Annotated in this window: 21 protein-coding genes and 2 riboswitches; of the genes, 6 read left to right on the top strand and 15 right to left on the bottom strand. The window is 75.6% G+C overall.

Annotated features, from left to right (window positions below; genetic code table 11):
* Positions 1-71 precede the first annotated feature (71 nt).
* From AAHH18_RS15695 to AAHH18_RS15705, 3 genes are all read right to left on the bottom strand, one after another.
* Positions 72-950 carry a bifunctional methylenetetrahydrofolate dehydrogenase/methenyltetrahydrofolate cyclohydrolase gene (locus AAHH18_RS15695; protein ID WP_283319592.1) on the bottom strand — a complete coding sequence of 293 codons (879 nt, stop codon included), beginning with the start codon at positions 948-950 and terminating at the stop codon, positions 72-74.
* Between the two features lie 13 nt (positions 951-963).
* Positions 964-2253, bottom strand: a complete 1290-nt coding sequence (gene glyA, locus AAHH18_RS15700; RefSeq protein WP_343302253.1) for a serine hydroxymethyltransferase — start codon at positions 2251-2253, stop codon at positions 964-966.
* 64 nt (positions 2254-2317) lie between these two features.
* Positions 2318-2406, bottom strand: a riboswitch (ZMP/ZTP riboswitch).
* Positions 2407-2480: 74 nt separating this feature from the next.
* On the bottom strand, positions 2481-2987 hold the full coding sequence (locus AAHH18_RS15705; protein WP_283319590.1) for a GNAT family N-acetyltransferase: 507 nt from the start codon (positions 2985-2987) through the stop codon (positions 2481-2483).
* 119 nt (positions 2988-3106) lie between these two features.
* Here AAHH18_RS15705 and purU point away from each other — a divergent pair, with 119 nt between their 5' ends.
* Positions 3107-3961 carry a formyltetrahydrofolate deformylase gene (purU, locus tag AAHH18_RS15710; RefSeq protein ID WP_283319589.1) on the top strand — a complete coding sequence of 285 codons (855 nt, stop codon included), beginning with the start codon at positions 3107-3109 and terminating at the stop codon, positions 3959-3961.
* A gap of 42 nt (positions 3962-4003) precedes the next feature.
* Here purU and AAHH18_RS15715 read toward each other — a convergent pair whose 3' ends face one another.
* The 3 genes from AAHH18_RS15715 to AAHH18_RS15725 all read right to left on the bottom strand — a co-directional run bounded on the left by AAHH18_RS15715 (position 4004) and on the right by AAHH18_RS15725 (position 7402).
* Complete coding sequence (locus tag AAHH18_RS15715) at positions 4004-4777, bottom strand: ATP-binding cassette domain-containing protein (RefSeq protein WP_283319588.1); 774 nt, start codon at positions 4775-4777, stop codon at positions 4004-4006.
* 49 nt (positions 4778-4826) lie between these two features.
* Positions 4827-5945 (bottom strand): ROK family transcriptional regulator, encoded by a 1119-nt coding sequence (locus AAHH18_RS15720; RefSeq protein WP_343302254.1) that lies wholly within the window; start codon positions 5943-5945, stop codon positions 4827-4829.
* Between the two features lie 239 nt (positions 5946-6184).
* Complete coding sequence (locus AAHH18_RS15725; protein ID WP_283319586.1) at positions 6185-7402, bottom strand: NADP-dependent isocitrate dehydrogenase; 1218 nt, start codon at positions 7400-7402, stop codon at positions 6185-6187.
* Positions 7403-7542: 140 nt separating this feature from the next.
* Here AAHH18_RS15725 and AAHH18_RS15730 point away from each other — a divergent pair, with 140 nt between their 5' ends.
* Complete coding sequence (locus AAHH18_RS15730; RefSeq protein ID WP_343302255.1) at positions 7543-8619, top strand: aquaporin; 1077 nt, start codon at positions 7543-7545, stop codon at positions 8617-8619.
* A 98-nt stretch (positions 8620-8717) separates the two neighbouring features.
* On the opposite strand, the gene AAHH18_RS15735 is transcribed toward AAHH18_RS15730, so the two are convergent.
* Positions 8718-9275 (bottom strand): DUF3017 domain-containing protein, encoded by a 558-nt coding sequence (locus tag AAHH18_RS15735; RefSeq protein WP_343302256.1) that lies wholly within the window; start codon positions 9273-9275, stop codon positions 8718-8720.
* Between the two features lie 98 nt (positions 9276-9373).
* Between AAHH18_RS15735 and AAHH18_RS15740 the strand changes: the two genes are divergently transcribed.
* Positions 9374-10702: an FAD-dependent oxidoreductase gene (locus AAHH18_RS15740; protein ID WP_343302257.1), complete on the top strand. Its 1329-nt coding sequence runs from the start codon at positions 9374-9376 to the stop codon at positions 10700-10702.
* A gap of 48 nt (positions 10703-10750) precedes the next feature.
* Here the strand turns inward: AAHH18_RS15740 and AAHH18_RS15745 are convergent, their stop codons facing one another.
* The 5 genes from AAHH18_RS15745 to AAHH18_RS15765 form a co-directional block, all read right to left on the bottom strand.
* Positions 10751-11785 carry a DsbA family protein gene (locus AAHH18_RS15745; RefSeq protein WP_343302258.1) on the bottom strand — a complete coding sequence of 345 codons (1035 nt, stop codon included), beginning with the start codon at positions 11783-11785 and terminating at the stop codon, positions 10751-10753.
* 151 nt (positions 11786-11936) lie between these two features.
* Positions 11937-15056, bottom strand: a complete 3120-nt coding sequence (locus AAHH18_RS15750) for an alpha-mannosidase (RefSeq protein ID WP_343302259.1) — start codon at positions 15054-15056, stop codon at positions 11937-11939.
* A gap of 53 nt (positions 15057-15109) precedes the next feature.
* Complete coding sequence (locus AAHH18_RS15755; protein WP_343302260.1) at positions 15110-16015, bottom strand: carbohydrate ABC transporter permease; 906 nt, start codon at positions 16013-16015, stop codon at positions 15110-15112.
* A complete protein-coding gene (locus AAHH18_RS15760; RefSeq protein WP_343302261.1) occupies positions 16015-16947 on the bottom strand; it encodes a carbohydrate ABC transporter permease in 933 nt (310 codons plus the stop codon). The genes AAHH18_RS15755 and AAHH18_RS15760 overlap by 1 nt, the downstream gene beginning before the upstream one ends.
* Positions 16947-18305: an extracellular solute-binding protein gene (locus AAHH18_RS15765; protein ID WP_343302262.1), complete on the bottom strand. Its 1359-nt coding sequence runs from the start codon at positions 18303-18305 to the stop codon at positions 16947-16949. The genes AAHH18_RS15760 and AAHH18_RS15765 overlap by 1 nt, the downstream gene beginning before the upstream one ends.
* A gap of 208 nt (positions 18306-18513) precedes the next feature.
* Here AAHH18_RS15765 and AAHH18_RS15770 point away from each other — a divergent pair, with 208 nt between their 5' ends.
* From AAHH18_RS15770 to AAHH18_RS15780, 3 genes are read left to right on the top strand one after another with little or no spacing between them, the layout of a single operon-like run.
* Positions 18514-18939: a hypothetical protein gene (locus AAHH18_RS15770; protein WP_283319577.1), complete on the top strand. Its 426-nt coding sequence runs from the start codon at positions 18514-18516 to the stop codon at positions 18937-18939.
* Positions 18933-19160: a helix-turn-helix transcriptional regulator gene (locus AAHH18_RS15775; RefSeq protein ID WP_283319576.1), complete on the top strand. Its 228-nt coding sequence runs from the start codon at positions 18933-18935 to the stop codon at positions 19158-19160. The genes AAHH18_RS15770 and AAHH18_RS15775 overlap by 7 nt, the downstream gene beginning before the upstream one ends.
* Positions 19157-20155: an NAD(P)-dependent alcohol dehydrogenase gene (locus AAHH18_RS15780; protein ID WP_343302263.1), complete on the top strand. Its 999-nt coding sequence runs from the start codon at positions 19157-19159 to the stop codon at positions 20153-20155. Before AAHH18_RS15775 ends, AAHH18_RS15780 begins: the two co-directional genes overlap by 4 nt.
* On the opposite strand, the gene AAHH18_RS15785 is transcribed toward AAHH18_RS15780, so the two are convergent.
* The 3 genes from AAHH18_RS15785 to purN form a co-directional block, all read right to left on the bottom strand.
* Positions 20118-21347, bottom strand: a complete 1230-nt coding sequence (locus tag AAHH18_RS15785) for an ROK family transcriptional regulator (protein WP_343302264.1) — start codon at positions 21345-21347, stop codon at positions 20118-20120. The two genes, AAHH18_RS15780 and AAHH18_RS15785, sit on opposite strands and share 38 nt — an antisense overlap.
* A 133-nt stretch (positions 21348-21480) precedes the next feature.
* Complete coding sequence (gene purH, locus AAHH18_RS15790; RefSeq protein WP_343302265.1) at positions 21481-23115, bottom strand: bifunctional phosphoribosylaminoimidazolecarboxamide formyltransferase/IMP cyclohydrolase; 1635 nt, start codon at positions 23113-23115, stop codon at positions 21481-21483.
* 50 nt (positions 23116-23165) lie between these two features.
* Positions 23166-23254: riboswitch (ZMP/ZTP riboswitch) on the bottom strand.
* Between the two features lie 3 nt (positions 23255-23257).
* Positions 23258-23905: a phosphoribosylglycinamide formyltransferase gene (gene purN / locus AAHH18_RS15795; RefSeq protein WP_283321983.1), complete on the bottom strand. Its 648-nt coding sequence runs from the start codon at positions 23903-23905 to the stop codon at positions 23258-23260.
* Between the last annotated feature and the right edge of the window lie 253 nt (positions 23906-24158).

Genomic DNA, 24158 nt, shown 5'->3' on the forward strand with positions numbered 1-24158 from the left:
CGGTCCGCGCAAGCCTCGCGGAGGCGTCCGAGGGGCTGGTCGTGCGTGCCCTCGGCGTCCGAGCGGTGGCGTCAGGCCTGGCGCTCGGCCGCCTCGACGACGTTCGCGAGGAGCATCGCGCGGGTCATCGGCCCGACGCCGCCCGGGTTCGGGCTCACCCACGCGGCCACCTCGGCCACGCCGGCGTCGACGTCACCGGCGATCCGGCTCCTGCCCGTCTCCGGGTCGGACACCCGGGAGACGCCCACGTCGACCACCACGGCGCCCGGCTTCACCAGGTCGGCCGTGAGGATCCCCGGCACGCCGGCGGCGGCGACGATCACGTCGGCGTTGCGGGTGTGCTCGCCGAGGTCGGCGGTGCCCGTGTGCGTGAGCGTCACCGTCGCGTTCACGGCGCGGCGGGTCAGCAGCAGCCCGATGGACCGCCCGACCGTCGTGCCGCGCCCGATGACCGTGACGTCCGCCCCCGCGAGGGACACCCCGTGCCGCGTCAGCAGCTCGATGATGCCGCGCGGCGTGCAGGGCAGCGGGGAGTCGATCTCCTCGTTGACCCGCAGCACCAGCCGGCCCAGGTTGGTCGGGTGCAGGCCGTCGGCGTCCTTGTCGGGGTCGACGAGCTCGAGCACCCGGTTGGTGTCGATGCCCCGCGGCAGCGGCAGCTGCACGATGAACCCGGTGCACGCCGGGTCCTCGTTGAGCCGCTGCACGGCGGCCTCGATGTCCTCCTGGGAGGCGTCCGCGGGCAGGTCCTCGCGGATGGACGCGATGCCGACCTCCGCGCAGTCCCGGTGCTTGCCGGCGACGTAGGACACCGAGCCCGGGTCCTCCCCCACCAGCAGCGTGCCGAGCCCAGGCGTGATGCCGCGCTCCGCGAGCACCGCCACCCGCGCCTTGAGCTCGTCCTTGATCGCGGCGGCCGTGGCCTTGCCGTCGAGCGTCTTCGCCGTCATGTCGCAGTCCCCGTCAGTACTGCTGGAGGCCGGGGTACAGCGGGAACGCGTCGGCCAGCTTGGCCACACGCGCGCGCAGCGCCTCGACGTCGGCGGCGGCACCGGCGGTCAGCGCGGTCGCGATGATGTCCGCGACCTCGGTGAACTCGGCGTCACCGAACCCGCGGGTCGCGAGCGCCGGCGTGCCGATCCGCAGGCCGGACGTGACGCGCGGGGGGCGCGGGTCGAACGGCACCGCGTTGCGGTTCACGGTGATGCCGACGTCGTGCAGGAGGTCCTCGGCCTGCTGGCCGTCGAGCGACGAGTGCCGCAGGTCGACCAGCACCAGGTGCACGTCGGTGCCGCCGGTCAGCACGGAGACGCCCGCGGCGGCGACCTCGGGCGACACCAGCCGGTCGGCGATGATCCGGGCGCCGTCGATGGTGCGCTGCTGGCGGTCGCGGAAGTCCTCCGAGCCGGCGATCTTGAACGACACGGCCTTGGCGGCGATGACGTGCATGAGCGGGCCGCCCTGCTGGCCCGGGAACACCGCGGAGTCGATCTTCTTGGCGTACTCCTCACGGCTCAGGATGAAGCCCGAGCGGGGGCCGCCGATCGTCTTGTGCACGGTGGACGACACGACGTCGGCGTAGGGCACGGGCGACGGGTGCAGGCCCGCGGCGACGAGGCCGGCGAAGTGCGCCATGTCGACCCAGAGCTTCGCGCCGACCTCGTCGGCGATCTCCCGCATCGCGGCGAAGTCGAGGTGCCGCGGGTAGGCGGACCAGCCGCCGATGATGACCTGCGGCCGGTGCCTGAGGGCGGCCTCGCGGATCGCCTCCGGCTCGATGAGGAAGGTGTCCGGGTTCACGCCGTACGCGCCGACGTCGTAGAGCTTGCCGGAGAAGTTGATCTTCATGCCGTGCGTGAGGTGGCCGCCGTGCGCGAGCTCGAGGCCGAGGATGCGGTCGCCGGCGCTGGCGAGGGCGTGCAGCACGGCCGCGTTCGCGGTGGCGCCGGAGTGCGGCTGGACGTTGGCGTGCTCGGCACCGAACAGGTCCTTCGCGCGGGCGATCGCGAGGTTCTCCGCGATGTCGACCTGCTCGCAGCCGCCGTAGTAGCGACGGCCCGGGTAGCCCTCGGCGTACTTGTTCGTGAGCACGGAGCCCTGCGCCTGCAGGACGGCGCGCGGCACGAAGTTCTCGGACGCGATCATCTCGAGCGTGCCCTGCTGGCGGGCGAGCTCCCCGTCCAGGACCGCCGCGATCTCCGGGTCCACCTGGGACAGGTTCTGGTCGAGCAGGGGCGTGGTGTCGGCGCTCATGCGTCTCCTCGGCAGTCGGCGTGCGCGGTCGGTCGTCGGCCGCACACCGGTGGTGTGTGGATGACCGCGGGGCCCAGGCGTCCGACCCGACGTCGTGCTGCTCGCGTCGCTCCCCGGTGGTGCCCCACCTGTGCGCCAGTCGCGACCTGCGTCAGCCTAGCAACGACGCCGTGCCGGCGGGTCGGCGGTCCGCCGCTCGGGACGACGCGGGCGCGCACCGCCCGGCCTCACGCCGTGGCCGGGGCCTCCGCGTCGTCGTCCCCGAGGATGCGCCGCAGGTACGCGTACGTGAGGTCCCCGACGGTCTGGTCGTGCTCGTGGGTGTAGCCGTGCTTCTCGTACAGCGCGAGGTTCTGCACCGAGTCGCGCCCGGTGAACACCCAGATCTCCTCCACGTCCTCCGGCAGGTGCGGGAGGATCGCGAGCAGCAGCCGGGTCCCGATGCCGTGGCCCTGCTGGTCGGGGGCCACCGCGAACCGGCCGAGCGTGGCCTTGCGGCCCTCGATGACGACGCGGATGGACCCGACCAGGCGGTGCCCGGCCCACGCGCCGAGCGTGACGACGCCCTCGGCCGCGAGGTCCGCGCGCAGCTCCGACAGGGTCTGCGTGAGGGGCGGGATGTGCGGGTCGTCGTACTGCTGCGCCTCGGTGACGAACGCGGCGCGGCGCAGGGTCAGCAGCTCGCCCGCCTCGGCGTCGGCGACGGGGCGGATGGTCACCTCGGTCTCGCTCATGCACCCCATCGTCTCAGGCCGCGCGCGGCCCCGACCACCCACAGGTCCCGACGCGCGGGTGAACGGCCGCATCCCGGGCGCCGCCGCCCCGCGCGCCGGGCCGCGGGTACCCTCCCCTCGTGTCCACCACCACGACCTCCTGGGTGCTGTCGCTGTCCTGCCCCGACCAGCCGGGCATCGTCGCCGCGGTCGCGGGGCTGCTCGCGGAGCACGGGGGGAACATCACCGAGTCGCAGCAGTTCGGCGACCCGCTCTCGGGGCTGTTCTTCATGCGGGTGGAGGTCGCCGCGGCCCGTACCCGCGAGGAGCTGGAGTCCGCGCTCGGCGCCCTCGCGCCGCGGTTCTCCATGGACTGGTCGCTCGACGTCGCGGGACGCCGCATCCGCACCCTGCTGCTCGGGTCGACGGCCGCGCACTGCGTGAACGACCTGGCGTTCCGGCAGCGGTCCGAGGGGCTGCCGGTCGACATCGTCGGCCTCGTGTCGAACCACACGGCGCTGGCGGACCTCGCGGCGTTCTACGACATCCCGTTCCACCACGTGCCGGTCACGAAGGACACGAAGGCCGCCGCGGAGGCGGAGCTGCTGCGCCTGGTGGACGAGCTCGACGTCGAGCTGGTGGTGCTCGCGCGCTACATGCAGATCCTGTCCGACGACCTGTGCCGGGCGCTGGCCGGGCGGGTCATCAACATCCACCACTCGTTCCTGCCGTCGTTCAAGGGCGCCCGCCCGTACGCGCAGGCGCACGACCGCGGCGTGAAGCTCATCGGCGCGACCGCGCACTACGTGACGGGCGACCTCGACGAGGGCCCGATCATCGAGCAGGACGTCGAGCGCGTGGACCACACCCGCGCCGTCGCGGACCTGGTCGCGCTCGGCCAGGACGTGGAGCGCCGGGCGCTGGCGCGCGCGGTGCGGTGGCACGCGGAGCACCGGGTGCTGCTGGACGGGCACCGCACGATCGTCTTCCGCTGACGGCCCGCGCCGGCGCGGCCGGCCGGGGTCGGACCGCCGCGGTCAGATCGCGGCGGGGCGGTGCGGCCGGGCCGTCCGGCCGGTCGGCGTGATGCCGGTGATCGCCGCGATGAGGTCCTCGTAGGACGCGTGCTGCGCGTCGAAGTCGCCGTTGATCCGCCCGAGCCGCAGCACGACGATCCGGTCCGCGACGGCCTGCACGTCCACCATCGAGTGGCTGATCATGACGACCCCGAGGCCGCTCTCCCGCAGCCGCTCGACCATGTTGAGCACCTCGGCGGTCTGCGAGATGCCGAGCGACGCCAGCGGCTCGTCCAGCACGACGACGCGCGGGTTGCCGACCAGGGCCCGGGCGACCGCGACGGCCTGCCGCTGCCCGCCGGACAGCGCGCGGACGGGCGCCCGCACGGACGGCACCCGGGCCGCGAGCTGGCTCAGCACCTCCCACGCGCGCCGCTCCATCTGCCGCTCGTCGAGCATCCCGCCGCGGCGGAGCTCCTGCCCGAGGAACAGGTTCTGGACGACGTCGAGGTTCTCGCAGAGCGCGAGGTCCTGGAACACGGTCGCGATGCCGAGCTCGCGGGCCTCGCGCGTCGACGGGATCGCGACCGGCGTGCCGTCGACCTCGATGTGGCCGGCGTCCGGGGCCAGGGCGCCCGACATGACGCGCGCGAGGGTGGACTTGCCGGCCCCGATGTCGCCGACGATGGCGACCACCTCGTGCGCGTGGATGTCGAGGTCGACGTCGACGAGCGCGCGCACGGCACCGTAGTTGCGGGACACGCCCCGCACCGACAGGACGGGTGTCGTCGTCATCGGACGTCCTCCTCCGCTGCGTCGCTCCCCTGCGCCGTGCTGCACCGGGTCATCCTGCCACTGCCACCGAGCGGGCAATACCGGCGTGGTCGAGCGCCAGGGCCAGGGCCCCGCGCACCTCCGCCGCGGTGCCGAGCTCGGAGACGACCACCTCGACGGGCCCCGCGGTGCTCGGCAGCGTGCGCTGGGCGAGCACGCTGCGGAACGTGTCGAGCAGGATCGGCCCCGCCTCGGCGAGCCGCCCGCCGACCACGACGAGCTCGGGGTCGAACAGGTTGCAGGTGTTGGCCGCCGCGACGGCGAGCGCCCGGCCCGCGTCGGAGATGACGCGCCGGCAGCCCGGGTCCCCCTCCTGCGCGCGGGAGATCACGTCCGGCAGCGTGAGGTGCCCGTGGCTGGCCTCGAGCATCGAGAGCAGCGCGGGCGCGCCGATGAAGGTCTCCAGGCAGCCGCGGTTGCCGCAGCGGCAGATCGGGCCGTTGTCGTCGATCGTGATGTGCCCGAACTCCCCCGCCGCGCCGGACCGGCCGTGGTAGACGCGGCCGTCCAGGACGAGTCCGCTGCCGACGCCGTGCGACAGGCGCAGGTACAGCACGTGCCGCTTGCCGCGGGCGGCCCCGAGCCGCAGCTCCGCGAGCGCGCCGAGGTTCGAGTCGTTGTCGACCTGCACGGGCACCCCGAGGCGGCGCTCCAGCACCTCGGTCACCGAGACGCCGTCCCAGCCGCGCAGCACGCCGACGGAGACGATGCGCCCGGAGACGGGGTCGACCGGGGCGGGCACGCCGACGCCGACCGCGAGGACCTCCGACATCGTGGCCTCGACGGAGTCGACGAGCTCGGTCAGCAGCAGCGACGCCCGCTCCAGGCCCGCGTCCGCCCGGTGGTCCGGGGGCAGGGGCATCCGCTGGTCCGCGACGATGCGGTGCGCGACGTCCGCGACCGTGACGCGCAGGGACCGGGCGCCGAAGTGGACGCCGCCGACGAGGCCGAGGTTGCGCGCGAGGGTGACCTGCTGGGCGCGGCGGCCGCTGCGGGAGGTGGGCGTGGTGTGCAGGACGCCCGCGCCGGTGAGCTCCTTGACGATGTTCGACACCGTGGCCGGCGACAGCCCCGTGACACCGGCCAGCTCGACCTGCGTGAGCGAGCCACGCTGCTGGACGGCACTCACGATCCGGGCACGGTTGGCTTCACGGAGTGAAGACTGCGAGCCCGGGGTCACCCGATCAGTGCCCACGGCGTCGAGGATACAGCCGCCACGACCCGCGCCGTGACGCGCGTCGGGCCCGCCCGGGGTGCCTTCACGACGTGACGCCAGACCCTGCTCGCCGCGGCGCCCGGGCGCTGACGACGACGCCCGCCGCCCGGCCCGTCGTGGCGGGCAGCGGGTCGGCGGGCGTCGGTGCGGGGTCAGCCGAGGCGGGCGGCGAGGTTCTCGTCGAGCGCCGCGAGGAACTCCTCGGTGGTCAGCCACGCCTGCTCGGGACCGACGAGCAGCGCGAGGTCCTTGGTCATCTTGCCGCTCTCGACCGTCTTGACCACGACGTCCTCGAGGGTCTCCGCGAACTGCGTGACCTCGGGGGTGCCGTCCAGCGTCCCGCGGTGCTTGAGGCCGCCGGTCCAGGCGAAGATCGACGCGATCGGGTTGGTCGACGTCGGCTTGCCCGCCTGGTGCTGGCGGTAGTGCCGGGTGACGGTGCCGTGCGCGGCCTCCGCCTCGACGGTCCGGCCGTCGGGGGTCATGAGCACCGACGTCATGAGGCCGAGCGAGCCGAAGCCCTGCGCGACGGTGTCGGACTGCACGTCGCCGTCGTAGTTCTTGCACGCCCAGACGTAGCCGCCCTCCCACTTCATGGCGGAGGCGACCATGTCGTCGATGAGGCGGTGCTCGTACGTCAGGCCGGCCTCGGCGAAGGCGGCCGCGAACTCGGCGTCGAACACCTCCTGGAACAGGTCCTTGAACCGGCCGTCGTAGGCCTTGAGGATCGTGTTCTTGGTCGACAGGTACACCGGGTACTGCCGCTGCAGGCCGTACGCGAACGAGGCGCGCGCGAAGTCGCGGATCGACTCGTCGAAGTTGTACATCGCCATCGCGACGCCCCCGCCCTCGGGGTACGTCACGACCTCCTGCTGGATGGGCTCGGAGCCGTCCGCCGGGGTGAACGTGAGGGTCAGCGTGCCGGCGCCCTGCACGCGGAAGTCGGTGGCCTTGTACTGGTCGCCGTGGGCGTGGCGGCCGATGATGATGGGCTTGTTCCAGCCCGGGACCAGGCGCGGGATGTTGCTGATGATGATCGGCTCGCGGAACACCACGCCGCCGAGGATGTTGCGGATCGTGCCGTTCGGGGAGCGCCACATCTTCTTGAGGCCGAACTCCTCGACGCGCGCCTCGTCGGGCGTGATGGTCGCGCACTTCACGCCGACGCCGTGCTCCTTGATCGCGTGCGCCGCATCGATCGTGACCTGGTCGTCCGTCGCGTCGCGGTTCTCGATCGACAGGTCGTAGTAGCGCAGGTCGACGTCGAGGTACGGATGGATCAGGCGGTCCTTGATGAACTGCCAGATGATCCGCGTCATCTCGTCACCGTCGAGCTCGACGACCGGTCCAACCACCTTGATCTTCGCCATGGGCGCCAGATTACTTGACGTCGAGAGACTTCGCGGCGCAGGGGCCCGGCGCCGCACAGGGAACGCTGGCATGCTGGACGGATGTGCCCGGTGCGCGCCACGCACCGCATCCGCACCCACCCCGCACCCGGACGAAACGGATGACCATGTCGAAGGACAACCCCGCCGAGGTCCCGGACGCCCCCGAGGCGACCGGCCGGCCGCAGGACGGGACCGCAGCGCCGTCGACCGACACCTCCGCCGCCGCGACCCCGGCGACGCCCGCCCCGGCCGCCCCGGCCGCAGGAGAGCCGACCGCCGCCCCCTCCCCCGCCGCGGCGCCCGCCCCGGCCGCCGTGCCCGTGGGCTACGGCGCGGCGAGCGGCTACGGCACCGCCACGCCCGACATCGAGGACGACGTGGAGATCGAGGCCGTGGCCGCGACGCTCACCGGCCCCTCGCTGGCCGCGCGGCTCGGCGCGGAGCTGTTCGGCTCGTTCGTCGTGCTGCTCGCGGTGATCGGCGCCGGGCTGTTCGCGCAGTTCACCGGTCAGACGCTGGCCGTGGCGCTCGCGTACGGCTTCGGCGTGATCGCGGCGTTCGTCGCCGTCGCGCACGTCTCCGGCGGGCACTTCAACCCGGCGGTGACGCTCGGCTCGGCGGTCGCCGGCCGCACGCCGTGGTCGCACGTGCTGCCGTACTGGGTCGCGCAGGTCGTCGGCGGTGCGCTGGCCGCGGCCGTGCTGTTCGTCGTCGCCTCGTCGTTCCCGCTGCTCGACAGCCGTGAGCGCGAGTTCTTCGGCGGCGCCGCGAACGGCTTCGACGCCCACTCCCCGCTCGCGCTGCAGACCAGCAGCACCGAGGGCTTCAGCGTGGTCGCGGCCCTGCTCATCGAGGCCGTGCTCGTCGCGGTCCTCGTGGGCGTGTACCTCGCCGCGACCGGCCGACGCTCGTCCCGCGGCCAGGCGGGCGTCGCCATCGGCCTCACGGTCGGCTTCGCGACGCTCGTCGCGCTGCCGGTCACCAACGCCGCCCTCAACCCGGCCCGCGCCACCGCGGCGGCGATCTTCGCCGAGTCGTGGGCGTGGGGCCAGGTGTGGGTGTTCTGGGTCGGCCCGCTCGTCGGCGCGCTCGTCGCGGGCGTGCTGTACCGCGCGTTCGCCACGGCTCCCGAGGACGACGAGCTGCTGGACGAGGAGCTCGAGATCGAGGCCGTCGAGGTCGAGCCGCTGCGCTGACCCGCGGCACGACGCAGGAGGGGCGGCGACCCGGTCGGGTCGCCGCCCCTCCTGCGTCCCGGGCGTCGCGCGTCGCGGGGTTCGTGCGTCCCGGTGCGTCAGGGCGCCGGGACGGGCACCACCTGCGACAGCACGGCGATGGACACGGCGAGGCCGGCCAGCACCGTCACGTCGGTCGCCCGGCTGCGCACGACCAGGGCCGCCGGGCCGCCGCGCACCACGCCGCGCACGACCGCGCAGCACGCCAGGAACGCGGCCAGCACCAGCGCGCCGACCGGGGTGCCGGCCGCGACGGCGAGCGAGACGACCAGCACCACCGCGAGCGAGATGACCCACAGCGACCAGTTGCGGTCGGCGTCCAGCGAGGCCCGGGCGATCGCACGCGGGTCGAGGGGACGACCGTCGGCGTCGAACCGCTCGGTGCCCGCGAGCGGGTCCGCGGCGGGAGGTGCGGCGTCCGGGACGTCGGCCGGCTCGGACGCCGGCGGCGTCCCGCCGTCGAGGGCGGGCCACGTCGCCGGCGTGCGCTCGGTCGTCTCCCCGCCGGGGGCGTCGGTGCCGGAGCCGTCCGGCCCGCCGGCACCCGGGCCGTCGAGCGGCTGCCCCGCCGGCTCGTCCGGCCCGGTCCCGCCGTCGCCGCGGGTCTCGCCGCTCACCTGGTGCTCCCTCCGGTGCGCGCTCCGGGGGCGCGCCGGATCCCGAGCGTACCCGGGCGGTACGGCGCACCGGCGCAGCCCCCGGCTACGGTGACGACGTGCCCGCCTCCGACCGTCCCGCCGTCGTCCCGCCGCACGGGGAGCCGGACGCGCCGCCCGGGTCGGTCGTCGTCGTCGGGGCGGGCCTGGCCGGTGCGCGGACCGTGCTGGAGCTGCGGGCGCAGGGCTTCACCGGGCGGGTGACCGTGCTGGGGGCGGAGCCCGTGGCGCCGTACGACCGTCCCCCGCTGTCGAAGCACCTGCTGGACCGGCCGGCGCCCGCGTGGCTCGCGGACGAGCTCGGCGCGGACGCCCTGGAGCTCGCCGACGAGGTGCGGCTCGGCACACCGGCGACCGGCCTGGACCTGACGGGGCCGCAGGTGGTCGTGCGGACCGCGGACGACGACGTGACCGGCGACGCCGTCGTCGTCGCGACCGGCGCGGCGGCGGTGCGGCCGCCCGGCTGGGACGCGGCGCACACCCTGCACACCGCCGCGGACGCCGGACGCCTGCGGGCGGCGCTCGGGGTCGGCGCGCCGGCGTCGTCGTCCGCCGCGCCGACCGGCCCGTACGGCGTCCCCGCCGGGCGCCGGCTCGTCGTGGTCGGCGCCGGGTGGGTCGGCGCGGAGGTGGCGACGGTCGCCGCGGCGGCCGGGGCGGACGTGACCGTCGTCGAGGCCCGCCCGGAGCCGCTCGGCGCCGTGCTCGGTCCGCGGGTCGGCGGGCTGACGGTGCCCTGGTACGCGGCCGCGGGCGTGCGGCTGCTCGCCGGGGTGCCGGTCGCGGCCGTGGCCGCCGACGCCGTGACGCTCGCCGACGGCACCGTGCTGCCCGCAGACGCGGTGCTCGTGGCGGTCGGTGCGCGGCCCGCGACGGCCTGGCTCGCCGGGGCGCTCCCCACCGGCCCCGACGGGGCGGTGCGGGTCGACGAGCTGTACGCCCCGCTCGGGGTCCGGGCGCGCGTGCGGGTGGTCGGCGACGCGGCGACGCGGCGCTCCGCCCGGCACGGCTGGGTGCCGGGCGGGCACTGGGACGCGGCCCTGCGCGGGCCGGCGGTCGCGGTGGCCGGCCTGCTCGGCCGGGAGCCCGCCGAGCCGGACGTCGCCCCGTACGTGTTCTCGACGCAGCTCGGGCACGAGCTGGCGCTGCACGGCGTGCCCGGGGCGGCCGACGAGGTGCTGCTGCGCGGCGACCCCGCGGCGGCCGACGGCTGGTCCGCGCTGTGGTTCGAGCCCGGGACGGACCGGCTCACGGCCGTGTTCTGCGTCGACCGGCCGCGCGACGTCGGCGGGGCGCGCCGGCTGTTCTCGGGCGCCGCGCTGCCGGTGCTCGACCGCGCGCGGGCCGCCGACCCCGCCGTGCCGCTCGCCCGGGCGCTCGCGGGCTGACGTCGACCGGCCGGGGTGCGCCCGGCGGGGGCGGGCCCGCACGTCCGGTCAGTCGGCGGGCTCGGCCGACGGCGACGCGCTCGGCGACGCGCTCGGGGTCGGGGTCGGGGTCGGCGACGCGCTCGCCTGGGCCGCGGCCGCGAGCTGACCCGCCACCTCCGTGACGAACGTGCTCAGCGCCGCCGGGTCGTCGAGGGCGCCCGTGTACGCGCGCCCGCCCACCAGCAGCACCGGGCTGGTCGTCACGCTGCCGACGTCGAACGGGACGGAGTCCGCCGCCCGGTCGGTGGCCTCGCGCGCCCAGTCCGTGAAGCCGCCCGAGCGCACGCAGTCCGCCACCGCGTCGTCCCGCGCGCCGGCGTCCTGCACGAGCGCGACGAGCTCGTCGTCGTCCAGCCCGTCCGCGTCGAGCCCCGGCTGGGCGGCCAGCAGCGCCTCGTGCACCGCCAGCACCGCGTCGGGCTGCCCGTCCGCGACGCACGCGAGCGCCCCGGCGGCGCGCAGGGAGTAGTCGCCGGTGGTGACGGTGGCGGGGGTGGTGGTGGCCGACGCGGACGGCTCCGGGGACGCGGTCGTCGGGGCCGACGGCGCGGCGACCGTGGTGCCGTCGAGCAGCGCCAGCGGGTGCACCTCCAGCGTGGCGTTCCCCGCGGTCACCCACTGCGCGATCTCCGACCCGTCCGCCTGCCAGAGCGCCGCGGCCTCCGGCGAGCGGTAGTCGACGTACAGGACGAGGTCGAGCACGCCGGACGTGCGGTCGACCGCGGTGGCCACGGGGGCGCCGCCGGCGGGGATCGCGTCGGTCGGCACGACGGAGACGGTGGAGCCGTCGCCGGACAGCACGACGCCGTCGGACAGCATGCCGAGCGGGCCGACGTGCCCGGCGCGCACCGACGCCTGGACGAGCAGCACGGCGACGACGCCCGCGGCGACCGCCCCGGTCCCCGCCCCCGCCCACCCGAGCCGCCGGTTCCGGCGCCTGCGCCGCGCCTCCCGCTCCCGCTGGAGCCGGGCGAGCTCGCGGGCGAGCGCCTTGCGCTCCTTCTTGGGCAGCTTCTGCTGGTCGGCGGGGCGCGCGGTCATCGGTGGGTTCCTCCGGCGGGGGGCGACGGTCCGGTGACGGGCGCACCGTCACCGGGCCGAGGCTCCCGCGGTCACCTGGCCGCGACCTGGGGCGGGTCTGCGAGCTGCCTGTGGACTCGCAGGTACCCGGGTCCGCGACCTCGCGCCCGCCTCACCCGCGCGCGAACCGCAGCGTCACCAGCTGGAACGGGCGCACCTCGAGGGTCGCGGTCGCGCCGCCCGCCCCGGCCAGGGCACGCGGCTCCACCTCCCGCTCCAGCAGGTCCACCTCGCGCACGCCGGACGCGGCGAACCCCGGCGTCACCACCGCCCGCCCGCGCGCGCCGTGCGCCTCGTACAGCCGCACCACGACGTCGCCGGACCCGTCGTCCGCCAGCTTCACGGCCTCCACGACGACGCCCGCACCCGACACGGCGACCAGGGGGTCGACGGCCGCCGCGCCCCGGACCTCGCGGACCGGCAGGTTCGTCCGGTAGCCGTCCACCACCGCCTCGGGGATGCTCGCGCCGACGTGCAGCACCGTGCGGAACCGGTGCGCGCCCTGGTCGGCCTCCGGGTCGGGGAACAGCGGAGCCCGCAGCAGCGACTGGCGCACCACCGTCGCGGTGCCGCCGCCGGGCAGCGGGGACCGCGTGACGTCGTGGCCGTAGGTGGCGTCGTTCGCCACCGAGACGCCGTAGCCGGGCTCGCCGACGTGCACCCAGCGGTGCGCGCAGATCTCGTAGCGCGCCGCGTCCCACGAGGTGTTCGTGTGCGTCGGCCGCACGACGTGGCCGAACTGCGTCTCGGCGGCCGAGCGGTCGGCGTGCACGTCCAGCGGGAACGCCAGCTTGAGGAGCCGCTGCCGCTCGTGCCAGTCGACCTCCGTGTCGATCTCGACGGCACGCGTGCCCGGGCGGAAGGTCAGCTCCTGCACGACCGTGGAGTCGCCGACCCGCCGGGAGGTGCGGACCACCGCGCGGTCGGGCTTCTCGGCCACCACCTCGACCGCGTCGGCGTCGACCAGGTCCTGCACGGTCCGGCGGTACTCGGCGTCGATGTCCCACGCGTCCCACTGCCGGGGCACGTCCCGGTGCAGCTGCAGCAGGTTGGCCACGGTGCCCGGCGCGACGACCTCCCGGTCGGCCACCAGGTCCCGCACCGAGGCGAGCTGGCCGCCCGCGGTCAGCCGGACGTCCAGCACGTCGGTCCGCACCCGCAGCGTGCCGTCGTCGGTGCGCAGCACCTGGACGGTGCCCGACCCGTCGGCCCCGGGCCCGTCGACCGCGTCCGCCGCACCGCCCGGCCCCGCCGCGCCGCCGGCCCCACCGTCGGCCGCGACCGCGCCGCCGAGCGCGGGCACCCCGTCGCGCGCGTGCGGCGCCGCGTTGAGCCGGACGGTCGCGTCGCCGTCGCCGACGAGCACCGCGAGCGCCGCCCCGATCACGGCCTCCGCCCGCCGCTCGACGTCGGCGTACGCCTCCTCCGCCTGCCGGTACACCCAGCCGATCGACGAGCCGGGCAGGATGTCGTGGAACTGGTGCAGCAGGACGACCCGCCACAGCGCGCGCAGCTCGTCGGCCGGGTAGTGAGCCCCGGTCCGCACGGTGGCCGTCGCCGCCCACAGCTCGGCCTCGCGCAGCAGGTGCTCGCTGCGCCGGTTGCCGCGCTTGGTCCGCGCCTGCGACGTGTAGGTGCCGCGATGGTACTCCAGGTACATCTCGCCGGACCAGACCGCGGGCGTGCCCGGGCCGGCGGCGGCGAGCTCCGCCTCGGCGCGCTCGAAGAACGTGTTCGGCGAGCCCAGCTCGACCTCGGGCAGTCCTCCGAGGGACCGCGCCCGGTCGGCGGCGGCGAGCATCTCCCGCGTCGGGCCGCCGCCGCCGTCGCCCCAGCCGAACGGGACGAGCGACTCGGACGCCACGTCCTTGTCCGCGAAGTTCCGCTCGGCGTGCACGAGCTCGCGCGGGGACAGGTCGGAGTTGTAGGTGTCGACCGGCGGGAAGTGCGCGAGCACCCGGGAGCCGTCGATGCCCTCCCACGTGAACGTGTGGTGCGGCATCCGGTTGGTGTCGTTCCAGGACAGCTTCTGCGACAGGAACCACCGCGACCCCGCGGCGCGGACGATCTGCGGCAGCGCGCCGGTGTAGCCGAAGGAGTCGGGCAGCCAGACGTCCTGCGTCTCGACGCCGAGCTCCTCGAGGAAGTACCGCTTGCCCTCGACCATCTGCCGGGCGAGCGCCTCACCGCCGGGCATGTTCGTGTCCGACTCCACCCACATCCCGCCGACGGGGACGAACTGCCCCGCCGCGACCTTCGCGCGGATCCGCTCGAACAGCTCGGGGTGCCGCTCGGCGACCCACGCGTACTGCTGCGCGGACGAGCAGGCGAACACGAAGTCCGGCCGCTCGTCCATGAGCGCCACCACGCTGGCGAACGTCCGGGAGCACTTGCGCACGGTCTCCCGGGCCGGCCACAGCCACGCGGAGTCGATGTGCGCGTGGCCGGTCGCGAGCACGCGGTGCCCCCCGGGCGCCGCGGGCACGTCGAGCACGGGCCGCAGCGCCGCCCGGCCGGCGGTCGCCGTCCCCGCGACGTCGCGCGGGTCCACCGCGTCGACGACGAGGTCCAGGGCCCGCATCGCGCGCGCCCAGCGGGTGGAGCCGCGGTCGCCGGTCTCCACCAGGCCCTGCACCACCAGCAGGTCCTGCCACAGCTCCCACACCTCGACGTCGCGCAGCACGACCTCGGCGGACCGCAGCGCGTACAGCGGGTCGGTGCCGGCGGTGAGCGGGTCGCCGAGAGGGGTGGGGCCGTACCAGGTGCTGCTGCCGACGTCCGGGTTCCCCGCGGCCTCGACGTAGACGTCCACGCGCGGCTCGGCCCACGGCACCGCCTGGTTGCGGGGCGACAGGCCCTTGACCGCGACGCCGTCGGGCCGCAGCACGAGGCCCTCCGCCTGGAACCCGGGCTGCGTCGTCGTGAACCCCAGGTCGATGGCGAGCTCGACGGTGTGCCGCCCCGCCCGCACGGCCTCGGACGCGAGCCAGCCCTCCGGCACCGCGCCGGTCATCCGGAACCACGTCGTGCTCCACGGCGCCCCCCACGCCGTCCCCGGCGGCGCGGCCACGTACTCCTGCGCGACGGCCTCCGCGAACGGCACGGGCTCCCCCGGCGCGGTCCAGGCGGTGACGGTGAGCGGCGCCCGGCCGGCGACCAGGGCCGGGGTGAGGCGCTCGTGCAGGAACCGCTGCACGCGCTGCAGGACGGTGGCGGCGGCGTCGACGGGCATGGCTGGACCTTCCGGTGGGGTGCGGGTGGACGGGGACGACGGAGCGGGGCCGGTCAGCCCTTGACGGCGCCGGACATGGCGAACGAGCCGCCGGAGAACCGCTGCACCAGCAGGTACAGCACGAGCACCGGCACGGAGTAGAGGATCGAGAACGCGGCGAGCCTGCCGTAGGCGACCGTGCCGTACGTGCCGAAGAAGCTGTAGATCGCGACCGCGGCCGGCTGGTTGTCCGGCGAGAACAGCAGCACGAACGGGACGAAGAAGTTCCCCCACGCCTGCGTGAACACGAAGATGAACACCACCGCGATGCCGGGCCGCATGAGCGGGACGACGATGCGCCGCAGGGCGGTCATCGACCCGGCGCCGTCCACCCACGCGGCCTCCTCCAGGGACACGGGCACGGAGTCCATGAAGTTCTTGGTCATCCAGATGGCCATGGGCAGCGAGGTCGCCGCGAGGAAGAACACCGTGCCGGGCACCGAGTCCAGCAGCCCCAGGTTCACGAACAGCGCGTAGACCGGGACCATCATCGCGGTGATCGGCAGGCAGGTGCCGAACAGGATGGCGTAGAGGAACGGCTTGCGGAACCGCATCTGGTACCGCGACAGCGGGTAGGCAGCGAGCACCGACGCCAGCACCGTCAGCACCGCCGTCCCGCCGGAGATGAGCGTCGAGTTCCACAGCGGCCTGAAGGTCGCCTCCCACGTGAGGATCTGCGCGAAGTTGTCCGTCGTGAGGGAGTCCGGCACCCGCACCGAGACGGTGGCCGCGGGGTCGAGGGCCGCCAGCAGGATCCACGCGAGCGGCACCAGGAAAGCGACGCCGACGAGCACCAGCGCCGCCGCCACGAGCACGCGGCCGCTGCGCCGGCGGGGCGCGGCGACGGACGGCACCGGCCGGGGGCGGCGCGGCCGGCCAGACGGCGCGACGGGGGCGGTCGGGGCGGTGAGCGCGGCCATCAGTCGACCTCCGGCTTGAGCACGCGGATGTACACGATCGAGAAGACGGCCCCGACCAGCAGCGTCACGGTCGCGATGGCCGTGCCGTAGCCGACCTGCGCGAACTTGAACGCCTCCTGGTACGCCAGCACCGGCAGCGTCGAGGAGTCCGTGCCCGGCCCGCCGCCGGTCATCACCCAGATGAGCGTGAAGACCGCGAGCGTCTGGAGCGTGGTGAGCATGAGGTTCGTCGACACCGACCGCCGGATCATCGGCAGCGTGATGCGGAAGAACCGCTGCGGCCCGGTGGCGCCGTCGATCGCGGCGGCCTCCGTGACGTCGGGCGGGACCTCCGACAGCGCGGCGCCGTAGACCATCATCGAGAACGCCGTGCCGCGCCAGATGTTCGCGAGGATCACGGCGAGCATCGGGAACGTGATGAGCCACGTCGGCCCGGTCAGCCCGACCCACCCGAGCACCTGGTTCAGCGTGCCGTCGGTGGAGAAGAACGCGTAGAGCGCGAACGCCGCCACGATCTCCGGCAGCACCCACGCGACCACGACCAGCGCCGACACCACCGCGCGCAGCGGCCGGGCCGCCGCCCGCAGCAGCAGCGCCAGCGCCATGCCGAGCACGTTCTGCCCGACCACCGCCGACGCGCCGACGAACACGACCGTCAGCACGACGGCCTTCCAGAAGTCCCCGTCCGCGAACAGCGACGCGTAGTTGTCGAGCCCCACGAACTCGGGGTTGGCCGCGCGGTACCCCGTCAGCGCCTGGTTGGTGAGCGAGCCGTAGAACGACCACAGCACCGGCCCGGCGAGGAACACCGCCATGAGCGCGACGGCCGGCAGGAGGGGCAGCAGCCGCAGCGCGGTCCGCCCCGGGCGGCGGCGGGGCCGGGAGCCGGGCCCCCGGTCCGCCGCCGCCCGGTCGAGCGTGAGGGCCGTCATCAGCCGGCGGCCTGCGTCGCGTCCTCGCCGACGATGGACACCAGCCCCTCGTCGTACGCGGCGGCGGCCTCCTCCGGCGTCGCCTGCCCGGTCGCCACCGACTCGGCCGCGACCTGGATGTTGGACGAGATCTGCGAGTAGTCGGGCGTCGCGGGCCGGAAGTGCGTGTACTCGACCAGCGAGCTGAAGAACTCGAACGACGGGTTGAAGTCGAGGTACTCCGGGTCCTCCGCCACGTCGGTGCGCACGGCGATCTGGGAGTTCTCGGTGTCGTACTTCAGCGAGTTCTCGCGGTTCAGGGCGGTGGCGATGAAGTCGAACGCGGCCTGCGGGTCGTTGGCGTGCGCGCCGACGGCGAGCGTCCAGCCGCCGGACATCGACGTGAAGCCCGGGTCCTGCCCGTCCTGGGTCGGCATCGCCGCCATGCCCAGCGTGTCCTCCCACTCGGGCCACGCGTTGTCGCCGGTGATCCAGCCGCCGGGCAGCCACGAGCCGTCGACGGCCATGGCGAGCTTGCCCTGCGGCAGCAGCTCGGTGGCGACGCGGGCGCCGACCGACGCGTCGAGCGCGATGTCGAGCGACGGCGCGAGGCCCTCCGAGTAGATGGTCTGGAGGAACCCGAGCGAGTCGACGAAGCCCCGCGAGCCGGTGACCCACTTCTGGGAGTCGGCGTCGTACAGCTCGTCGTCCGTGCCGTACAGCAGCATCTCGAAGCCCTGCATCGTGGTCGCCTCGCCCGCGGCCTTGCCGGCGTAGACGTTGAGCGGCGTCACGTCGGGCAGCTCGGCCTTGACGGTGCGCGCGGCCTCCAGCACGTCGTCCCAGGTCTCGGGCTGCCAGTCGGTCGGCAGGCCGGCCTGCTCGAACAGGTCCTTGTTGTAGAAGATGCCGCGGGTGTCGGTGCCCATCGAGACGCCGTACACCTGGCCGTCGTCGCCGAGCCCGGCCTGGCGGGCGTTCTCCGGGAACTGGTCCCAGTCCTCCCACGCCTCGACGTACTCGTCGATCGGCTGCAGGTACCCGGCCGCGGCGTCCGAGCGGATCTGGAACGTGTCCTCGTAGATGACGTCGGGGGCCGTGCCGGCGGAGCCGTTCATGAGGGCGAGCTTGGTGAAGTACTGGTCCTGCTCGGCCTCGATGGCCACCAGCTCGACGGTCATGCCCTCGTGGGCGGCCTCGTACTCGTCCTTGGCCTTCTTCAGCACGTCGTCGAGCTGCACGAACTGCGCGGTCTTCTGGTAGGCGACGGTGATGGTGGTGTCGTCGCCGGCGCTCTCGCCCCCGCCGCTGCCGCAGGCGGCCACGAGGCCGAGGGCGAGGACGGCTCCGGACGCGAGGACGGGCTTCTGCAGACGCATGGATGCTCCTTTGCTCCACGGGCACGGTCCGTGGCGGCGCTGCCAGGACCCCGATAACTACAACGTCTGGATGAATTGCTGTCAAGGGGTCGCCCCCGCCCGGCACCCCCCGTGCCGTCGGGCGATGTCAAAGATGTTTGACACGGCGCCCACGGTGCCCCTACCGTCGCGATGTCAAACATCTTTGACACACGGAGAGCGAGGGGCCATGTCCTACCAGGAGAAGAACACCTGGGCGTACGGCGTCGTCGCCGTCCTCGGGTACGCCGCCTACCTCGCCGTGGTGCTGACGCGGGCGGACGGCGGCGCCCTGACGGACGTCGCCTACGCCGGCCCGATGCTCGCCACCGTCGGGGCCGCGGTGGCCGCAGGGATCCTCGCGGGGATCGTGCTCGGCGCCCTCTCCCCCGACCGCGCGGTCCGGGACGAGCGGGAGCGGGAGATCGAGCGGCTCGGCGAGCACGTCGGCCAGGCGTTCCTCGTGCTCGGCGGCGTCGGGGCCCTCCTGCTCGCGCTGCGGGAGGCGGACCACTTCTGGATCGCCAACACGCTGTACCTCGGGTTCGTGCTGTCGGCGGTGCTGTCCGCCGCCGCGCGGCTCGTGGCGTTCCGGCGCGGGGTCGGCCCGTGGTGAGGCCCACGTCCGTGACCAACCGGGTCCGCGCGCTGCGCACGGAGCAGGGCCTCACCCAGGCGCAGCTCGCGGCGACCCTCGGCGTCACGCGCCAGACCGTCATCGCCGTGGAGCAGGGGCGGTACTCGCCCTCGCTCGAGCTGGCGTTCCAGATCGCCCGCGCCCTGGGGCGGCCGATCGACCAGGTGTTCGCTTACGAGCCGGAGGGAGACCGGGCATGAGGGCGGTGGTGCGGGAGCGGTACGGGGACTCCTCGGTGCTGCGGGTGGTGCGGCGGGCCGACCCGCCGGCGCCGGTGCGCGACCAGGTGCTCGTCGAGGTGGGGACCGCGGGCGTGAACATGGCGGACTGGCACCTCATGACGGGGCTGCCGTCGGTGGCCCGGCTGGTGTTCGGCCTCCGGGCCCCGCGCGAGCACGGGCTGGGCCGCGACCTCGCCGGCGTCGTCCGGGCGGTCGGGCCCGAGGTCGCGTCGCTGCGGCCCGGCGACGCCGTGCTCGGCACCGCGCCGGCCGCGTTCGCGGAGCTGGCGCTGACCCGTGAGCGCGCCCTGGCCCGGATCCCGGAGGGGGTCCGACCCGAGCACGCCGCCGCGGTGCCGACCGCGGGGACGACGGCCCTGCACGCCCTGCGGGCGGCGCGGGTGGGTGCGGGCTCGCGGGTCCTCGTGCTCGGGGCCGGCGGCGGCGTGGGGTCCCTCGCGGTGCGGCTGGCGGTCCTCGCGGGGGCCCGGGTCACGGCCGCGACCTCAGCGGGCAAGGCCGCGACGGTCCGTGCGCTGGGGCCGGAGTCGGTGGTGGACCGGTCCGACCGGTCCGCGTGGGGCACGGGGTACGACGGCGTGGTCGTCACCGGCGGGCTGGACCCGCTGCGCGACCTGCGCCGGCTGCTCGCACCGCGCGGCGCGCTGGCCCTCGTCGGGGCCGAGGGCGGCGGCGACGTCCTCGGCGGCGGCACCACCCGCCAGCTGCGGGCCGCGCTGCTGTCGCCGTTCGTCCGCCAGCACCTGGTGGGCGTCGTCTCGCGCGACGACCCGGCCGCCCTGGCCCGGCTGCGCGACCTGCTCGCCGACGGCTCGCTGGTGCCGGCCGTGGAGCGCGTGCTGCCGCTCGAGCGCGCGGCCGAGGCCGTCGACCACCTCGCGTCGGGCGCCGCCCGCGGCAAGGTGCTGCTGGCCGTCAGCTCACCAGCAGCAGGTCCGTCGGCCGGGGGGTGAACGCCCGGCCCAGCAGGATGCAGCCGGCCCCGACCGCCCCGACCTGCGGCCCGAACTCCGACGACGCCACGGTGAGCGGGTGCCCGCCCGGGACCGGGTGCGCGGCGACCTCCGCGGCGAGCGCGTCCGCCGCGAACGGGGCGATCCGGTCCCACAGCGGGCCGCCGACCAGGATCGCCGGCAGGTCCAGCAGGTCCGTCAGCACGCCGGCCGCCATGCCGACGCGGCGTCCCGCCAGGCGCAGCACGTCCCGCGCCCCGGCGTGGCCGGCCGCCGCCGCGGCGCACAGCGCGGAGACGGCCTCGTCGACCGCGCGCGGGTCGCTCCCGTCGCCCCAGCCGGGCAGCGCGACGCCCGCCGCGCGTCCCTGCTCCGCCAGCGCCTCCGCCCGCAGCACCGCGCCCAGGCAGCCGCGGCGCCCGCACCAGCAGGGGGCGCCGTCCGGGTCGGCCACCAGGTGCCCGGACTCCCCCGCGTTGCCCGAGACCCCCCGCACCACCTCGTCGTGCAGCACCGTCGACACCGCGACGCCGGTGCCGAGGTAGAAGAACACGAAGTCCGACGACCGCTCCTGCGGGTGCCACAGGTGGGCGCACGCCGCCGCGGTCACGTCCTTGTCGAGCACCGCCAGCAGGCCCGTCCGCTCGGCGACCGCGTCCCGCAGCGGGACGTCGTGCCAGCCGGGCAGGTGCGGCGGGTCCAGCACCACGCCGGCGTCGACGTCGATCGGTCCCGGGGCGGCGATGCCCACCCCCAGCACGCGGTCGCGCTCGACCTCCGCGGACGCGAGCAGCCCCTCGATCTCCCCCACCAGGCCGTCCACGACGGCGCCCGGGTCCTCCGGCACCGGCGTGGGGCGCTGCCGCCGCGCGACCACGGCGCCCGACAGGTCCAGCAGCACGAACGTCATCGCCGCCGGGTCCAGGTGGACGCCCACCGCGAACCGGCTCACCGGGTTCAGCCGCAGCAGCGTGCCCGGCCGGCCTGGACCCGAGCGCGCGGTGGCGCCCTCCTCCACGACGAGCCCGAGGTCCAGCAGCCGCCGGGCGACGTTCGTGACGGTCTGCGGCGACAGCCCCGTGCGCCGTGCGACGTCGGCCCGCGCGAGGCCGCCGCCGGCGCGCCGGACGACGTCGAGGACCACCGTCTGGTTGAAGTCCCCCATCCGGGGCAGGTTGGTCCCGCGCCGCATGCCGCCTCCCCTCACGCCGACCCGCGCCGCGGCCCTGCGTCGCCGGTCCGGCTGCATCATGGCAGACGGCGGGGGCCGGGCCGCCGGACGGTGGTCCCGTCGGCCGGCCCGGCCGGTGCCGCCGGCGGCGACCTCAGTGCGCGAAGTGCCGGGTGCCGGTCAGGTAGAGCGTCACGCCCGCGGCCTGCGCCGCCGCGACGACCTCCTCGTCCCGCACCGAGCCGCCGGGCTGCACGACGGCGCGCACCCCCGCGTCGAGCAGCACCTGCAGGCCGTCCGCGAACGGGAAGAACGCGTCCGAGGCCGCGACCGCGCCGCGCGCCCGCTCGGCGCCGCCGGCGTTCGCCCGCTCGACCGCGAGCCGGCAGGAGTCCACCCGGTTGACCTGGCCCATCCCGACGCCGACCGACGCGCCGTCCGCCGCCAGCAGGATGGCGTTCGACTTCACGGCACGCACCGCGCGCCACGCGAACGCGAGGTCGGCCAGGGTGGCCCCGTCGGCCGCGTCGCCGGCCGCGAGCGTCCACGTCGCCGGGTCGTCGCCGGGGGCGTCGACGCGGTCCACCTGCTGCACCAGCAGCCCGCCGCTCACCGGGCGCATCTCGACGACGGCGGACGGGGCGCCCTCGACCACCAGCAGGCGGACGTTCTTCTTGCGCTGCAGCACCTCGAGCGCCTCCGGCTCGTACGCCGGCGCGACGACGACCTCGGTGAACACCTCCGCGATCTGCTGCGCCGCCGCGAGCGTGACCGTGCCGTTGGCGGCGATGACCCCGCCGTACGCGGAGACCGGGTCGCAGGCGTGCGCCTTGGCGTGGGCGTCCGCGATGTCCGTGCCGACGGCGATGCCGCACGGGTTCGCGTGCTTGATGATCGCGACCGCCGGGCCCTCGTGGTCGTGCGCCGCGCGCCAGGCGGCGTCGGCGTCGACGTAGTTGTTGTACGACATGGCCTTGCCGTGGAGCTGCGTCGCCTGCGCGAGCCCGGCCGGGCCCTGCGCGGAGGTGTAGACGGCGGCGCGCTGGTGCGGGTTCTCGCCGTACCGCAGCACGTCCGCGCGCTCCCACGTCGCCCCCACCCAGGCGGGGAACCCGGTGCTGACGCCGTCCACCTCGTCCGTCGTCGTCGCGACGTTCCCCATCCAGGACGCCACGGCCACGTCGTAGCTCGCGGTGTGCACGAACGCCTGCGCCGCGAGCCGGCCGCGCTCCGCCAGCGTGAAGCCGCCGGCGCCGACGGCCGCGACGACGTCCGGGTAGGCCGACGGGTCGACGACCACCGCGACGCTCGGGTGGTTCTTCGCCGCCGCGCGCACCATCGACGGGCCGCCGATGTCGATCTGCTCGACGCACTCGTCCGGCGTCGCCCCGGAGGCCACCGTCTGCGTGAACGGGTACAGGTTGACGACCACCAGCTCGAACGGGGCGACGCCGAGCTCGTCGAGCTGCGCCAGGTGCTCCGGCCGGCGGGTGTCCGCCAGGATCCCCGCGTGCACGCGCGGGTGCAGCGTCTTCACGCGCCCGTCGAGGCACTCCGGGAACCCCGTCAGGTCCTCGACGCGCGTCACCGGGACGCCGGCCGCGGCCACGGTCGCCGCCGTCGAGCCGGTGGACACCAGCTCGACGCCGGCCCCGTGCAGGGCGGTCGCGAGCTCGACGAGGCCCGCCTTGTCGTAGACGGACAGCAGCGCGCGGCGGACGGGACGCCGGGTGGCGTCCGCGGTCGGGTCGGCGACGGGCGCGACGGGGGGCAGGCTGGCGTGGGACATGCGGTCCTCCGGGTCGGGCGGGCACCACGGCGGGTGCCACGGTGGTCGGACCCGAGCACCCAGGCGGACGGTGCGACGGCGGGAACTGCGGCCGCTCCCCGGTGGTCGATTCCACCTCTCGCCAGTCACGGCCGGGACGAGCCTACCCGAGCCCGACGGTGACCGACCGGCCCTCCACCCGCATCCCCTCGGCCACGACCCGGGCCACCCAGGTGACCAGCAGCTCGCGCTCCGCGACCTTGATCCGCTCGTGCAGCGTCGGCTCGTCGTCGCCGTCCAGCACCGGCACCGCGACCTGCGCCACGACCGGTCCGGTGTCGACGCCCGCGTCCACGACGTGCAGCGTGCAGCCCGTGACCTTCGCCCCGAACGCGAGCGCGTCGCGGACGGCGTGCGCCCCCGGGAACGACGGCAGCAGGGCGGGGTGGGTGTTCACGACCCGGTTCTCCCAGCGCTCCAGCACCGGGGCCCCGAGGATGCGCATGAACCCCGCCGACACCACGAGGTCCGGCCGGAACACGCCGATCGCGTCCGCGAGCGCCCGGTCCCAGGCGCCGCGGTCCTCGAAGTCGCCCGGCGCCACCACCGCGGTCGGCACGCCGGCGTCGCGGGCCAGCGCCAGGCCACCGGCCCCCGCACGGTCGGCCACCACCCCGACCACCCGCGCGGGGTACCCGGGGGTGCCGTGCGCGGCGAGCAGGGCCGCGAGGTTGGTGCCGGCCCCGGAGACCAGGACCACGACGCGTCCCGCCGCGCGGGTGCCGGGCCGGTGGGACGCCGCGGGGCCCACGGCGGGGCCGGGGACGGGGCCGGACGGGCTCGCGGGCGCGGGGACGGGGGTCACGGGGCGACACCCTAGCCGGGCCGTGCGGGAGAATGCCGTGGTGAGCAACCCCTACGCGCCGCCGCCGGCCGGTCCGCAGCGCCCGCCCTCCCGGGAGGACGCCCCGGCGCGCACCGGGCAGGGCGACGAGCCGCCCGAGGCACGGGAGGCGGGCGACCGCGGCGCCGCGCGGCCGGAGCCGGGGACGCGACCGCCGGCC

The sequence above is a fragment of the Cellulomonas olei genome (assembly GCF_039548315.1).
Lineage (GTDB): Bacteria > Actinomycetota > Actinomycetes > Actinomycetales > Cellulomonadaceae > Cellulomonas.

Bases quoted from the DNA above. Each gene is read 5' to 3' on its own strand.
- AAHH18_RS15705 (WP_283319590.1), bottom strand. From the start codon at position 2,987: ATGAGCGAGACCGAGGTGACCATCCGCCCCGTCGCCGACGCCGAGGCG.
- AAHH18_RS15725 (WP_283319586.1), bottom strand. From the start codon at position 7,402: ATGGCGAAGATCAAGGTGGTTGGACCGGTCGTCGAGCTCGACGGTGAC.
- AAHH18_RS15785 (WP_343302264.1), bottom strand. From the start codon at position 21,347: ATGCGGCGCGGGACCAACCTGCCCCGGATGGGGGACTTCAACCAGACG.
- AAHH18_RS15755 (WP_343302260.1), bottom strand. From the start codon at position 16,015: ATGGCCGCGCTCACCGCCCCGACCGCCCCCGTCGCGCCGTCTGGCCGG.
- AAHH18_RS15695 (WP_283319592.1), bottom strand. From the start codon at position 950: ATGACGGCGAAGACGCTCGACGGCAAGGCCACGGCCGCCGCGATCAAG.
- glyA (WP_343302253.1), bottom strand. From the start codon at position 2,253: ATGAGCGCCGACACCACGCCCCTGCTCGACCAGAACCTGTCCCAGGTG.
- AAHH18_RS15730 (WP_343302255.1), top strand. From the start codon at position 7,543: ATGACCATGTCGAAGGACAACCCCGCCGAGGTCCCGGACGCCCCCGAG.
- AAHH18_RS15750 (WP_343302259.1), bottom strand. From the start codon at position 15,056: ATGCCCGTCGACGCCGCCGCCACCGTCCTGCAGCGCGTGCAGCGGTTC.
- AAHH18_RS15770 (WP_283319577.1), top strand. From the start codon at position 18,514: ATGTCCTACCAGGAGAAGAACACCTGGGCGTACGGCGTCGTCGCCGTC.
- AAHH18_RS15780 (WP_343302263.1), top strand. From the start codon at position 19,157: ATGAGGGCGGTGGTGCGGGAGCGGTACGGGGACTCCTCGGTGCTGCGG.
- AAHH18_RS15765 (WP_343302262.1), bottom strand. From the start codon at position 18,305: ATGCGTCTGCAGAAGCCCGTCCTCGCGTCCGGAGCCGTCCTCGCCCTC.
- purH (WP_343302265.1), bottom strand. From the start codon at position 23,115: ATGTCCCACGCCAGCCTGCCCCCCGTCGCGCCCGTCGCCGACCCGACC.
- AAHH18_RS15715 (WP_283319588.1), bottom strand. From the start codon at position 4,777: ATGACGACGACACCCGTCCTGTCGGTGCGGGGCGTGTCCCGCAACTAC.
- AAHH18_RS15745 (WP_343302258.1), bottom strand. From the start codon at position 11,785: ATGACCGCGCGCCCCGCCGACCAGCAGAAGCTGCCCAAGAAGGAGCGC.
- AAHH18_RS15760 (WP_343302261.1), bottom strand. From the start codon at position 16,947: ATGACGGCCCTCACGCTCGACCGGGCGGCGGCGGACCGGGGGCCCGGC.